At 58.8% G+C, this 13157-nt stretch carries 15 protein-coding genes; 6 read left to right on the top strand and 9 right to left on the bottom strand.

Annotated features, from left to right (window positions below):
- The first annotated feature begins 4 nt into the window (after nt 1–4).
- Nucleotides 5–1378 carry a phosphotransferase gene (locus Q0778_RS08110; RefSeq protein ID WP_298335338.1) on the top strand — a complete coding sequence of 458 codons (1374 nt, stop codon included), beginning with the start codon at nt 5–7 and terminating at the stop codon, nt 1376–1378.
- Between the two features lie 128 nt (nt 1379–1506).
- Here the strand turns inward: Q0778_RS08110 and Q0778_RS08105 are convergent, their stop codons facing one another.
- Nucleotides 1507–2469 carry a bile acid:sodium symporter family protein gene (locus Q0778_RS08105; protein ID WP_298335336.1) on the bottom strand — a complete coding sequence of 321 codons (963 nt, stop codon included), beginning with the start codon at nt 2467–2469 and terminating at the stop codon, nt 1507–1509.
- A 513-nt stretch (nt 2470–2982) separates the two neighbouring features.
- On the opposite strand from Q0778_RS08105, the gene Q0778_RS08100 reads away from it, so the two are divergent.
- Nucleotides 2983–3690, top strand: a complete 708-nt coding sequence (locus Q0778_RS08100) for a hypothetical protein (protein WP_298307471.1) — start codon at nt 2983–2985, stop codon at nt 3688–3690.
- Between the two features lie 151 nt (nt 3691–3841).
- On the opposite strand, the gene Q0778_RS08095 is transcribed toward Q0778_RS08100, so the two are convergent.
- The 6 genes from Q0778_RS08095 to Q0778_RS08070 form a co-directional block, all read right to left on the bottom strand.
- Nucleotides 3842–4576, bottom strand: a complete 735-nt coding sequence (locus tag Q0778_RS08095) for a sigma-70 family RNA polymerase sigma factor (RefSeq protein ID WP_298335334.1) — start codon at nt 4574–4576, stop codon at nt 3842–3844.
- Nucleotides 4573–6678 carry a flagellar biosynthesis protein FlhA gene (locus Q0778_RS08090; protein WP_298336132.1) on the bottom strand — a complete coding sequence of 702 codons (2106 nt, stop codon included), beginning with the start codon at nt 6676–6678 and terminating at the stop codon, nt 4573–4575. Before Q0778_RS08090 ends, Q0778_RS08095 begins: the two co-directional genes overlap by 4 nt.
- A 59-nt stretch (nt 6679–6737) precedes the next feature.
- A complete protein-coding gene (locus Q0778_RS08085; RefSeq protein WP_298335332.1) occupies nt 6738–7778 on the bottom strand; it encodes a transglycosylase SLT domain-containing protein in 1041 nt (346 codons plus the stop codon).
- Nucleotides 7779–7912: 134 nt separating this feature from the next.
- On the bottom strand, nt 7913–8266 hold the full coding sequence (locus tag Q0778_RS08080) for a flagellar protein FlgN (RefSeq protein ID WP_298335331.1): 354 nt from the start codon (nt 8264–8266) through the stop codon (nt 7913–7915).
- Nucleotides 8266–8574 (bottom strand): flagellar biosynthesis anti-sigma factor FlgM, encoded by a 309-nt coding sequence (gene flgM / locus Q0778_RS08075; RefSeq protein WP_298307483.1) that lies wholly within the window; start codon nt 8572–8574, stop codon nt 8266–8268. The genes Q0778_RS08080 and flgM overlap by 1 nt, the downstream gene beginning before the upstream one ends.
- An 88-nt stretch (nt 8575–8662) precedes the next feature.
- Entirely contained in the window at nt 8663–9211 is a 549-nt protein-coding gene (locus Q0778_RS08070) for a flagella basal body P-ring formation protein FlgA (RefSeq protein WP_298307486.1), read from the bottom strand.
- A 207-nt stretch (nt 9212–9418) separates the two neighbouring features.
- Between Q0778_RS08070 and Q0778_RS08065 the strand changes: the two genes are divergently transcribed.
- Nucleotides 9419–10513, top strand: coding sequence for a GGDEF domain-containing protein (locus Q0778_RS08065; protein WP_298335329.1), 1095 nt, complete (start codon nt 9419–9421; stop codon nt 10511–10513).
- 108 nt (nt 10514–10621) lie between these two features.
- Here Q0778_RS08065 and Q0778_RS08060 read toward each other — a convergent pair whose 3' ends face one another.
- The gene (locus tag Q0778_RS08060; protein WP_298307492.1) at nt 10622–11020 is read right to left on the bottom strand and encodes a hypothetical protein; all 399 of its coding nucleotides are present in this window, start codon (nt 11018–11020) and stop codon (nt 10622–10624) included.
- The gene (locus tag Q0778_RS08055; RefSeq protein ID WP_298335327.1) at nt 11017–11634 is read right to left on the bottom strand and encodes a MotA/TolQ/ExbB proton channel family protein; all 618 of its coding nucleotides are present in this window, start codon (nt 11632–11634) and stop codon (nt 11017–11019) included. Before Q0778_RS08055 ends, Q0778_RS08060 begins: the two co-directional genes overlap by 4 nt.
- 357 nt (nt 11635–11991) lie before the next feature.
- On the opposite strand from Q0778_RS08055, the gene flgB reads away from it, so the two are divergent.
- Genes flgB through Q0778_RS08040 form a run of 3 tightly spaced genes read left to right on the top strand, consistent with a single transcriptional unit; the run spans nt 11992 to nt 13157 of the window.
- Entirely contained in the window at nt 11992–12345 is a 354-nt protein-coding gene (flgB, locus tag Q0778_RS08050) for a flagellar basal body rod protein FlgB (protein WP_298335325.1), read from the top strand.
- Nucleotides 12346–12348: 3 nt separating this feature from the next.
- Entirely contained in the window at nt 12349–12759 is a 411-nt protein-coding gene (gene flgC, locus Q0778_RS08045; RefSeq protein WP_298335323.1) for a flagellar basal body rod protein FlgC, read from the top strand.
- Between the two features lie 2 nt (nt 12760–12761).
- A complete protein-coding gene (locus Q0778_RS08040; protein WP_298335321.1) occupies nt 12762–13157 on the top strand; it encodes a flagellar hook capping FlgD N-terminal domain-containing protein in 396 nt (131 codons plus the stop codon).

Raw genomic sequence — 13157 nt, 5'->3', positions numbered from 1 at the left:
GTTGATGGGAGACGCTTCCAAAGCTCAATTGCTGGAAGGCCTTACGCGGGTTTGCGCCCGCGCTGGTCTTGATGTGCCATATGGCCTCAACCGACTTACGGGTGGGGCCACGATGGAAAGCTGGCACTTCTTCAGCGGCGAAAGTGGCTTCGTGCTTCGCCGTGCGCCCAGTCTTGAGTTCATGGAAGGACGCCCTTTCGGGCATGATGTAGAGTCCGCTGTCATCTGCGCCGCGGGTGTTGCTGGCGTTACTGCGCCGCGCGTGATGGCCGAGTTGGAGCCTGATGATGGGATTGGTTCCGGCTTCATCATGCAGGAGCTTCCCGGAACGCCCAATCCGAAGGAAATTCTGGAGTTTGCGGGCGGGGATGCCCTTCTCAAAGACGCCGCGCGCGATCTGGCGCGTATCCATTCGCTGAAACCCGGTGATGTGCCAGATGCGGTGCCGGTGATGGATTACCGCCAAGCCATTGCTGACCTCAAAGCGCAGTTTGAAGAGGCTGGCGGAGACCGCCCGATCATTGCGCTGGGGCTCAAATGGATGGAGGACAATTGCCCTCAAGCCTGTGATCCGGTCCTGATCCATGGTGATTATCGCATGGGCAATCTGCTGGCTGAGCCCGGAAAGCTCACCGGTGTGCTCGATTGGGAGCTTGCCCATTTCGGTGATCCCCACGAGGACTTGGCCTTCGGCTGCATGGCCGTGTGGCGCTTCCACCGCTACGACCGGCCCGCATTGGGGCTTGGGTCTTTGGAGGATTACTTCGCAGCCTACGAGGCCGAGGCCGGTGTCAAAGTGGACCGCAAACGCTTCCGCTATTGGCTCATCCACCGCACCGTGTGGTGGGCGCTGGGCTGTCTCAACATGGCGCGCATCTGGCGCTCTGGCGAAGACCGGATGTTAGAGCGCGTGGTGATCTCGCGGCGGACGAGCGAGCAGGAGTTGGACCTGCTGATGCTGCTGGAGGAGGATGCGCCGGAGGCGGAGCAAAAATGGGATTTGCACCTCGACCCGGGCAAACTACTCGATGATGGAGAGGCCAATATTTCGGAGATTGTTACCGCCGTTGCCGAGTGGCTCAATAGCATCAAGGGTCAAATGAAAGGGCATGATAGGTTTCAATTGGCCGTCGCACGAAATGCGCTTGGTATCGTGGCTCGGCAGTACGATGATGAGGAGATAGAAGGTTACGCAAGTTGGAAATGGGCAAAGCAATGCCTTGGTGGGAGCGTGTCATTGACGAACAATCCCAGATTCCTGCAAATCTTCAGGGCCCAGGTGCTTGAAAAAGTTAGTATTGACTCACCAAAGTACCCCTCACTTGCAGCAGCAATCGAAAAGTGGGCTGTAACCGGTTGGCGAGATTACGATGCTTAGCGGAGCGACTACTGTTCCTAGTTAGTATCGACTCCGGCTTGCCGCTGAAGGCGGCGAGCCCGCGCCCGCCCACCCCATGGTGGGCGCGTTGCACCCACCTGGGCGGACGCTCTGAGTTGTTGCGCGTATTAACCCTTGCGCCGCCACCAACTGGCCAAGATACTCCCGATGAGCACATGCCACACGGCTGAAATCGCGGCGGGCACGGGGGCGAGTGCGGCCTGAGTGGCGCTTGCAAATTGCGCTTGGAACGCAGGGGTTTTGGCAAGGCCTGAACCCAGCCCTGAGTTCTGCATCCCCACCTCAATCGAGATGGTCCGCGCTTCTTGAACGCCAAGACCCAGCATCCGTGCAAGGCAGTATCCTAGCGCAAAACCAATTGCATGAAGCATCAAAGTTGCGAGCAAAAGCACGCCTGCGTGCTCTGCGATCTGCGCCTTGGCCCCGCCAACAATGCCTCCGACAATCAGGATCACCAGGACCACTGCGACTAGAGGCAGAAACGTGCTTACCCTCTCCGCAAAGCTCGGGAACAACCGGTTGAGGAGGCTCCCCAAGAGCACTGGTACGAGCACAATCGCGACCATATTGCGCAGCAAATTCCAACGGTCGATCTCAACATAGGTGCCCGCCAATTCTCCGGTCAAAACCGGCGTCAAAGCAATCGCGGCAAAGGTGGAAACCATGGTCATCGCCACCGACAATGCGACATTGCCGCACGCAAGGTATGCAACGATATTCGACGCGGTGCCTCCGGGACAACAGGCGACGAGGATAAGGCCCACTGCAAGCCCCTCTTCGAGGCCCAAACCCCAGGCAATCCCAAAGCCCGCCAGCGGCATCACCGCAAATTGCAAGGCCACCCCGGCGATCAATGCCTTGGGTAATTCCGTGAGACGCCGATAGTCCTCAAAGCTCAGAGTCAGTCCCATCGCCAGCATGATTAGCCCCAGCGCCACCGACAAAAGCGGCTGTCCCGCGATGCGGATCGAGCCGTCGGTCATCCACGTCATGCTGGGCGGGTAAAACCAAGCTAGCGCTACGCCGAGAACGGTGAGCAAGGCAAAGTTGTTGGTGAGACGTGCTAGCATCAGGGGCTCCTAACCCACCTTTCACCGTCACCCCAGTGGAAGCTGGGGTCTAGAGCGGCAAAGCGCAGCGCCTGGAGCCTGAGATCCCGGCTTCCGCCGGGATGACGGAATTCATTCGTCTCTGCACAAGCCCGCTCCCCTCCCGCTTGCGGGAGGGGTTGGGGGTGGGCGAGGATGAGTAGGAATGGGATTTCTTCCAAACATCTGAAAAGGCGCGGTTTATCGTAATTTCTGACACACTTGAGACATTGTCCAGAAGCAGAAAAGCATTTCACCGCCAAAATTGGCCGTTTGAGGGGACAATTGGCGCAAAGAACAGGGGTGTGTCATGCTCCCGGTTTAGCTTTCAAAGGGCGCTGTAGGAAAGGTAGGCGGCGTGGGGCTGGGTGCTTGGACGAATTGCAAAGGCGTAAGTGTGGGCGATGGTTTGCATGGATTTAAGACCTTGCTCCTAAATGCGAGCATCTCGGTTCCAAGCGGAGTAGGAAAACGTTGCATCAGTCTTGGCTAAAGATGGCGGCGGTTTTGGCAGGCGCTTTGCTGATAGGCGGGTGCGGTGCTGAGGATGCGGCGCCCGATTATCGTTATCGCCTGACTGTCGAAGTCGAGACACCTGAGGGCCACAAGACCGGGTCGAGCGTGATTGAGGTGCAGCAGACGGTGATGCGGCCGGGGTCTTCTCCGGGAAATGTAGGTGTGTCGCGACGGGTTCGCGGTGAAGCGGTGGCGGTTGACCTGCCCGGGGATCAGACGCTGTTTGCGCTGCTTCGGTCAGAGAACAATGTGGACTGGGCAAGCTATGTCTATGTTTATCTCAAGCCCGCTGCCCCTGAAAAAGAGTTTGTCGATCAGCTTGATGATGTTCTGGAGGTTAAAGGCGAGCGGCAGTTGCCGCGAATGTGGCCGCCGGTGGCTTGGTTGGAAGAACGCTCTGCCTATCCGATGATGGTCACGTTCGGTGACCTTGATGATCCAACAAGTGTGCAACGCGTTGATCCCGATGACCTGGCCGCGAGCTTTGGGGAAGGCGTGGAACTGAAGCGCGTCACCGTGGAATTGACCGATGAGCCCGTTACGACCGGCATCGAGGAAAGGCTCGGGTGGTTGCCGCATTACTATGACAAAATGCTCGATGGTAACCGGCTCAGACGTTCCGACGCTGAAAACCGTTTCGCCAACAATCTTTCGCTGGGCGGCTTCGCGAAGGGGACAATCCAATGAACAGTGAGGTCTTTCGGTCGTTGCAAAGCCAACCCCAAGCGTCACCCCAGCGAAAGCTGGGGTCTAGAGCGGGAGAGCGCGGCGCTCGCAGCCTGAGATCCCAGCTTTCGCTGGGATGACGGGGTTCGCTTTAACGGTCGCGCACCCAAACCTACCCCTCCAAAATCCCCCTCAGATCCTTCAGTGCTTTCGCCCGCAGCTGATGCACCCTTGGCACGGAAACCTCTAGCACCTCGGCGATCTCAGTAAGGTTTAGTTCCTCGACAAAGAACAATTGCAAAACCAGCATTAAGCGATCTGGCAGCTTGCTCATCGCAGCGATTAGGCGTTCGCGGTCTTCTTGGCCTGAGAGGATGTCGAAGGGGTCGGGATCATCGCTGGCAAAGGCGGCATTGCTCTCATCGTAAGCATCGCTGATCGAGGTGAGCGTGACGGCGCTTGCCTCAATCTCCAACAGTTCCGCATCGCTGATGCCCAAAGCCTTGGCAATCTGGTCGCGGCTGGGTTCCTCGCCGGTGAGCGTTTTGTATTCCTCAACCACCTGAACCACCCGTGCTCGCTTCTTCCTCGCCGTGCGAGTGTCGTGCATTTGCTTGCGGATAAGGTCGAACATCGCGCCGCGCACGCGGATCTTGGCATAGGCGGCAAAGCCGTCTTCGGTGGGTCCGTCATGACGGCGCGCGCATTCGGTGAGAGCGAGGATGCCGGATTGCACAAGGTCCTCAACCTCCATCCCCTCGCGGCCCGAGCCATAAATATGCCAAGCCGAGCGGTGGACGAGGGGCAGGAAACGGCGCACGCGGTCTTCCACCTCCTCGCGGCTCATGGTGGTGTAACTCACCGAACCATAAGCTTGAGCGCCAAATCCTGAGACATCGTGCTTCATGCTGAGACCGCTTCTGCCACGACAGACTGAGCATCGCTTTCAGCGGCAGGTGCGGGAAGTCCCGTAGCAGGCGGTTGGTCCTGGCCGATCACCGCTATCACCTCGACTGGCTGGGCGGGAGGGAGCTCGTTGATTGAAAGCACCAATGCGCGAGCGGCGCGCTGTTTGAGGAGGCCCGCGACAGCCCGGCGTGCGGGTGGCTGGACGACCATGGCGATAGGCCCGCCCGCCTCCTTGATTGCGCTATTGACCTTTTCGACGATCATCCCCGCGCAATCGGGTTCAATCAGTGGCTGTCCTGTGGAGGGATCGATCATCCCGCCCAGGATCGCGCTTTCGAGATTGGCTTCGAGTGTGACGACCTTGAGCCGCTCTTGCGGCAGGGCGGCGCGTGCCACTAACCGCGCCCCAAGGTCCGCGCGCACCGTGTCGATCACCGCGTCGAAGTCCTGCGTTGTCTGAAGCCCTAGAGCGAGGCTGGTGAACAGAGGTTGTGGGTGGTTGAGGCCAATCCCGTCAGCCAGCAGCGCGCGTAAGATCCGGGTGAGCGCTGCCAAAGAAAGCGGGTCCGGGTGCACGGCATCGATCAGGGCAGGCGCGCGCGCCTTGAGATCTTCGATAACGGCGTTGACTTCGGATGGGCCAAGCAATTGATAGCATTGGGCAAGCAATTCCTGATTGGCGTGGGTCGCGACAACAGTACTCGCATCGACGCACATGAACCCCTCCGCTGTCGCGAAGTCGCGGGCGGAAGGATCGATCCAAAGCGCGGGGCAATCAAAGCTGGGATCGCGTGTGTATTCGCCAGTGAAACCGAGTCCGATATAGGGCGGCTTGGCGCGCACTTCGCCCGTGTCGATCGCGAGCAGTTTTCCGGGCTTGACTGCACCGCCGGCGATGACCAGTCCGCCCAGCTTTACAGCATAATCATTGGCTCCCGCCTCCAGCGTGTCTCGAATGCGGAACTGCGGCAGGACAAAACCAAGCTCTCGAGAGAGTTGTTTGCGGATGCCCGTGATACGGGTGAGGAGCGGCGCGTCTTTCGTTTCATCAACCAAATGAATCAGGCCATAGCCAAGCTCGATTGTGACCAATGTCTGGTCCGAGACTTCTGTAATGTCGATCTTGTCGGGCGATGGCTCCTCCTGCGGCTCCTCTTCGGCAACCGGTGCGTTGGCTTTCTTGTAAAGCTCCCACCAGATGCCTCCGGCAATGGCGGCGGCGGGAAGGAAGATCATCTGTGGCATGGCGGGGACTGTGCCGATTGCCGCGAGAATTCCCGCGACAGGCAACCAACCGCGAGGGTCTGAGAACTGCCCTCCGATCTGCCCAGAGAGGTCGCGCTTATCGGCTACGCGGGTGACTATTGCGGCAGCCGCGATGGAGAGCAGCAGGGCGGGCACTTGCGCGACCAGAGCATCGCCCACAGCCAGAGTGATGTAGAGCTCACCGGCTTCGCCTGCGCTTAGACCGTGACTGATCATGCCGAGAGCAAAGCCCGCAATGATATTGACTCCAAGGATCAGGAGTGCGGCAATCGCATCACCCTTCACGAACTTGGAGGCCCCATCCATTGAACCGTAAAAATCGGCTTCGATTGTGACTTCGCGGCGGCGTTCGCGGGCTTCGTCGGCTGTGATCAACCCTGCTGCGATATCGGCATCGATTGCCATCTGTTTGCCGGGCAAGGCATCAAGCACGAAGCGCGCCGAGACCTCAGACACGCGGCCTGCGCCCTTGGTGATGACGATCATATTGATGATCAGAAGGATGCAGAAAACAAACAGGCCGACCGCGAAGTTTCCTTCGACAAGGAATTGGCCAAAGCTTTGGATGATCTCCCCTGCTGCCGCGCCGCCTTCGTGTCCGTTGACCAACACGATGCGCGTGGAAGCGACATTGAGCGCTAGCCTCAAGAGTGTTGCGAACAGCAGAACACTGGGGAAGGAGGAAAAATCAAGCGGCGCACGCGCATTTAGCGCGACCATAAGCACCGCCACCGCAATCGCGATGTTGAGCACGAAAAAGATGTCGAGCATCAAAGGGGGTATCGGCAGCACGAGCAGCACAAACAGGCCGAAAATGCCGACGGGAAGCGCCATAGCCGCAGGGACTGTACGCAAGCGCTCGATCCACGAGCCTTTGGCGAAGGGTTCCAAGATCAAAATCCAAGCGCTTTCAATTGTTCATAGGCACGCGCAATCTGCTCGCGAGTGGCCTTGCTCGATTGCTCGCCGGTTGCCTCGTCGAAAGTTGCACGGAGCATGTTTGACATGGAGACCTGCGTCCCTGGTTGAGCGAGGTTTAATGCCGGGGCGCCTGTGATAGTGGGTCGGTTCTGGCCAGTGATGACTGGTGGTGATTGCGGAGCAAAAACCTGTTCGTCGGCGATCAGATAGGGCGGTGGAGCTTTAGAGTTTGAAAGTCCCCGCCCCAGACTGACATTGGTTGGACTGAGCGCAGCTATGGCGGAACTGTCAGGAATAGTGACCGGCGCTTTGGCGCGTGCGCGCTCAAGCTTGCCGCCGAGGAATTCCATTACCCCTTGTAGGGATCGCGGGCTACCACCGGGTTCATAAAAAACCGCGCGATTGGCGGCTGCCGGGCGGCGAAACATGGTTGCAGCGTTCTGGCTTGGATTATTCTCCATGGCCGATAGAAAACGTCCAGCTCCTCCCGCGCCGAGGAAGTGCGCGAGGTAAAGCTCGCCATGATCGGGCTGGCGGCCAAGGATCGGCGCGAGATGGGCGCGGTTATCCTCGGCAAGACCCGCAGCCATCAACGCTGCGACTTGTGGGTCATTGCGCAGGTTGAGGATTGCGGTCCGCGTCTTGGGATCATCGACAGTGGGAGTGCCGCTCTGCGAAGTGCGGATATGGGCTGAGACATTGGCCAGACCAAAGCGCTCGCCATGGCGCTGCATGGTTTCGAGCCAAGTGGTCTCGATGAATTGGTAAAGCCCGGTCGCAGAAGATGTGCGCGCACGGGCCGCAGGGTCCATCGCGCTCTCGACCTGAGCCTGAGCGATCAGGAAATCGAAATCGATCCCCGTTTGCTGAGCTGCACTGGCGATGGCGCTCTCGACCGTGACACGTCCATTAGCGGACGAGGCGGCTTGCGGGATTTGCCGAGACGCTCCAGTCCGAACGCCCGTTTCGTCAATGCTGTGCTGCCCAAAGTCTCTTTGGACCGTCTCGAACACGGGCCGTATCGCGGAAGGAGGGTTAGCGGGGTGTGGCACGGGATCTCGCTTGAGTCTTTCGGGTTTGGTTAACGGCCAGAAAGGTTAAGCAAGCTTCGTGCCAGAAGGTGCCTCAGTGGAAGGCTTGTGCAGGTTTAAGGAGTAGTGGATTCTGCAGTGTAGGCGTGGCGACCGGGGCGTTCCGCACTCAGCGCATCGAGCCGCCCGGCGACGTTGGCTGCCAACAGGTTCCGCACCCGACGATTGACCTCGTTCAGGGACTTCGCGGTCTCAGACAGGGCGCGCGCATCATCGTCTATTGCGAAGCGATCGATATCGGCGAGCACATCACACAGGCTTTCTTTCTCGCGGGTCACAGCTGACAGGCTTTTGGCTTCCAATGTGGCAAGGGCTTGCCGCTCGGCCTGCAGGACGGCAATCATCTGCCGCAGATTGCCGTGCAGATCGTGTTCGGCCTGCTTGTTACCGCAGGTTGTGTGGTCACCCATCACTCTATCTCAAACTTCAATTGCGCGGCGATCATAGCATCGGCGATTTTTGCCGGCACAAGCGGGTAGGTGCCGTCGCGAAGGGCATTGCGTATCTCTGCCACGCGATCGGCGTCGATTGGCGGACCGTTTTTGACAGGCGCGGTGATTTCCACTGCAACCCCTGCGCTTTTGGCCGAGCCCGCTGCCGGCGGGTCAGAGAGTGGCGCGTTTCCATCAGCTGCTGCCTTACCCTTGGCGCGATCGGCGTTGGGCACTGGACTGACGCCTGTGATCGACTGCAATCTGTTCATTTCGAAAGAGGGCATTACGCTTCTCCCGGTGGTTCTACTTGCCTAAGGACGGTCGTGTGGCGGACTTGTTAAGGGTACGAGGGAAAAATCTCGCAGATATCTCTTAGTCAACCGGAATCACCGCAAGTCCTGGGCGCTCTATCCTTGCGCGAATGGTATCCCTGCGGCTTGCGGACCGTAAGGCGATCCAATCTCCAACTGCGCCACTTTCCATCGCTTCTGCACTTTGCTGAACGCTAAACCCGCGCCCCCGTACAATTACAGTGATGGGATCGCCGCGTGTGACCACTTTGACGATCTCAGGTGCCGGTTTGGCCGGGGTTATGGCCATAAAAACATGCCAGCGGTTGGGGCCGGTACAGTCAACCCGAACAATGGTTTGCGCACGGCCATGCCACTTAACGCCGAGTGGCTCCTGGCAGTTCGAAAGGCGCAGTCGTCGGTCGGCGGGAAGACGTGCGCCGCCGATCTCTCCGATTGCGGCGCCGGTGAATTGTTCCACTGCATGATCGATTTCGGTCGGGTTGGTGTAGCTGCGTGCATCGCCCTCTTGCGCAGAGGCAAGGGTGGCAAAAACTGGCAGGCTGGCAACAACAATGGCGGTCATCATCAGCCGCACTTCGAGACGCTGGGCAGCGATTGTCGGTGTCATAGCGTTTCCTTCTCAATGGCGATCAGGACGAAGCTCGCCCCGGTAAAAAAGTCTGCAAACTCTGTGCCAAACAGATGGAGCTCACCAAGCGAAAGACACTTAGCGACCCCACTAAGGGGAACTCGCGGTGCGTGCCTCAGGCCGACTTTAAATCGCGCGCCCTACATCCGTGGCAATTCAATTCGAGATCAGGAAAGGACTCGCCCGATGAGCGCCGCATCGCCACAAAGGAAAGAAATGCAGGAGGCGATGGATCGCCCGCAATCCAGCGGGACTGAGCGTTCAAGGCAACGAACTCGGGAGGGTAGGACCGAGCTTATGCAGCGCGTCAGTGAATTCGTGATGAAACACGATGTCGCGCTGACCGGCTCGAACCTCGCAACGATTGTCGCTGCCCTTTCCGGATCGGATGCCGGTCTTGCCCGAATCTTCGCCACACGTGAGATTGCGCAAGAGCCAATCTCGCAGAGCTGGCTCGATGAGATGGGAAAGATACGCTCGCGCGAAGATGAGCGGGCTAGCGCGCTTGAGACGCTGATTGACCGGGTGGAATCCTCGCTTTCGAAATTTGCGGAAACCACAAAGACAGCGCGTACGGAAACGAGCGAGCATCGCGGTGCAATCGATGCGCAAATCTCGGAGTTGGCGAAAAGCGCTTCTTCGGTCGGTCCCGGAGCCGAGATTGATCGGCTTGTGGACCTCTCTCGCGTCATGCTTGAACGCATAGTCCAGGTCGAAGAGGCGATGAAGAAGAGCCAAGCGGAAACCGCTGATCTTAAGGAAAGCCTCTCTGAGGCGCGGGCGCAGGCCGATGTCGATCACCTGACCCACCTGCCAAACCGCCGGGCATTTGAGCGCAAATTGCAAGAGGCCGCTGAACGCGCGGAAAAGAACGGTGAGCGGCTGTCATTGGGCTTTTGCGATGTCGATCATTTCAAATCGATCAACGATACTCACGGGCATGACGCCGGTGACAGGGTTTTGGTCGCGATCGCCAACACGCTCAAACGTCATGCCGGGAAACATCTGTTCGCAGCGCGCCATGGCGGTGAGGAATTTGTCGTCCTATTTCCCGGTCTCACCGCGCAGGATGCCGCTGATCGGCTGGATGAGATCCGTATTGATTTATCTTCAAGGCAAATGGTCAACCGCGACACTGGCAAATCGTTTGGCAAGATCACCTTCTCCGGCGGCGTGAGTTCCGTTCAGGGAACGGAGGATGCGCGCGGCGCTCTCGGCCGGGCGGATGCTGCCTTATATCAGGCAAAGGAGGCTGGCCGGGATCGGGTGCAGATCGGTTAGGGCATCACCGCGTCACAACTTACCCATCCTCATTACCCATCCTCAGGCGAAAGATGCGGGGCAGGACCGAAGTCAGGTTCTGCCCCGCTTCCTATCGTGCATTTGTCGCTATTGGCTGTCGGGTTCGTCATAGGCGAGACTGGCATACAGATCGCTTTCCTTTCCCTTTGTGATGACCACCCTCACGGCAACATCCGAGTGCGCGACGCTCGCAGCCATCAATTGCGCGTCCTGCCACATGACATCCTGATCTTCGCCGCGATGTTGAGCGATGATGGTCAGCGTGGAACGTGGATCGCGCGGTTGTTCTGCGAGCCATTCGGGAAGGCTGGGCCCGCGCAAGGTGGGCCGGAATAGCGCTTGTGCCGGGGCGACATAGGGTGCGCGCGTAACCGATGCCGTGCTTTCGCTACTGGTGTTCACTAGAGCGGTGAGGGTCACCAGAAACAGTATCAAGGACAGGTCGGCCAGCACCAATTGCCAGCCATGGTTTTCCCGCGACATCATGCTGCACCTCTTACTTCAGGAATCTTTCGGGGGTTGTGCGCAAGGTTGCCACGGCCATCGGAAAGCTCGCTTTCAAACCATTCGAGCAGATGGCTGCGCGCGGCCTCTTCGTGATCGCCACGTCGTTCAATCGCGCGGGCGAGGGGGTAGAATAGGAGGTTTGCGCTCAAAACCCCGTAGAGTGTTGAAAGGACAGCGCCTGCCATCGATGCCATCACAATGTCGGTGGAGCTTTGGTTCATATCAGGCATGAGCTGCGTGATCGCGACCAACGTGCCGACTAAACCGAATACTGGGGCAAGTTCGCCCGCGGTTTCGTAGGCGCGGGTCGCGGTAACGCTCGCAATTTCTCGCTCCATGCGCTGCGTGCGCGCTAATCTCATCATGGCATCGATTGAGCCGCTGCGGATGTATGTGTTGAGCAGTTTCTGGGTCGACTGATCTGGCGGATCGATTGGCTCTGCGCTCAAATGGCCGAGCCGATTGAAGGCCCCCACATTGCGGGCAAGGGCAGCTTTGGTGGCGTTTTCTTCAAACCCTTTTTGCCCCAGCTTGAAAGTGGCTGAAACGGCAACCCCAATGTCCTGCCACCCTTCGCGAGCCATAGTTGCCATGGCGGTTCCCAGTAGCACTATGGCCAGCGCCAAGGGGTCCAGCAGGTTTGTCGTACCATTCAACACCTGAGTTGGTCTCCCGTTTTGGCTCGATTGGGCGGCTGAGCGGGCCGACTGGCTCGTTGATTCGAATTGGTGGCAAGGCCAAGGACGGCCAGGCACGGGTAAGATTAAGGGCTGGCGGCAAGCCGGGCAGCGCCTTGCCGACTGACTGCAATGGCTTGCCGTTTCGAAGGCTCGACTGCGTCGAAACTCCTGAAAACTGGTCATTGGCACGCTTGGTGCAACCTCCATGACGAACCGGTCCGGGCGTTGAAGTCGGGCCCCGATTTGGAACCCGTCACAAGGCCCATCACGATGAGTGAAACGATCTTTGGAATACATGGTGCCGCGCTAGAATTGCGCTCTCAGCGTATGCGGGTGATCGCCTCCAACATCGCGAATGCTGCGACCCCTGGCTACAAAGCGCGCGATATCGATTTTGCAGCGGGTCTTGAGACCAAGCTTGCCAAGCGGAGCGGAAACCCGTCCGCTTTTGGCGAGCCAGAGCTGACCTACCGCCGCGCCGTCATGCCATCGCTTGATGGCAACACAGTCGAATTGGGCCGCGAACAAATCGCCTTTGCTGAAAACGCACTTGCCTACTCGGCAACGCTCGAATTCGTTCAGGGCAAGGTCAACACGATCACTCGCGCGCTGAAAGGAGAGTAAGCCATGTCCGATAGCCGCCCTCCCACCCTCTTCAGCCTTGCCGAAGGCGCGATGTCAGCGCAGCTGGTGCGCATCAATGCGGCGACCTCCAACATCGCCAATGCCGATGCGGTCGCCAGCAGCGCGCAGGAGGCCTACCGCCCAATCCGCGCTGTGTTTGCGACCGAGCTCGACCGCGCCTCGGGCCTTGCGACGGTCACATCGACCCGGCTGGAGCGCACCAATGCGGCACCCGTTGAGCGCTACGACCCCTCTCACTCGCAAGCCAATGAGGACGGGATGGTCTGGGACTCGGCGGTCGATGAAACGGCTGAGATGCTCGAGATCATGGAGAGCGCTCGACAGTATCAGAATATGGTCCAGGCCCTCCAGACCGCCAAACAGCTCATGATCGATACATTGAGGAGCAACTGAAAATGAACACGCTCAACACCGCCCAATCACCCGGCGTGAATGAAACGCTCGACCGGTTGAACGCGCCGGGCACAATTATTCAACAGAGCGCTGCCGCCTCGTTGGGTTCTGCTGATTTCCTCCGCCTGATGACAGCGCAATTGGCCAATCAGGACCCGCTTGAGCCGCAAAGCAATGATCAAATGCTCGCTCAATTGGCGCAATTCTCGTCGCTTGAATCGAACATCGAAAGCAATGCGCAGCTCGAAGACATCGCGGCCAAACTTGATGCCTTGATCGTTGCTCAAAACGCCGCCGCGCAGGCCGCAACAGAAGCGGCCGCGGCTGCCACAGCGGCAGCTCAGGCAGAAAACAATGCGGCTCCGAATCCACCGGGTGGAACGCAGACCATTGTCTGA

It is taken from the genome of uncultured Erythrobacter sp. (assembly GCF_947502395.1).
Taxonomy (GTDB): domain Bacteria; phylum Pseudomonadota; class Alphaproteobacteria; order Sphingomonadales; family Sphingomonadaceae; genus Erythrobacter.
The sequence above is the reverse complement of the archived record's forward strand: the minus strand, read 5'-3'. Positions and strand labels throughout refer to the sequence as shown.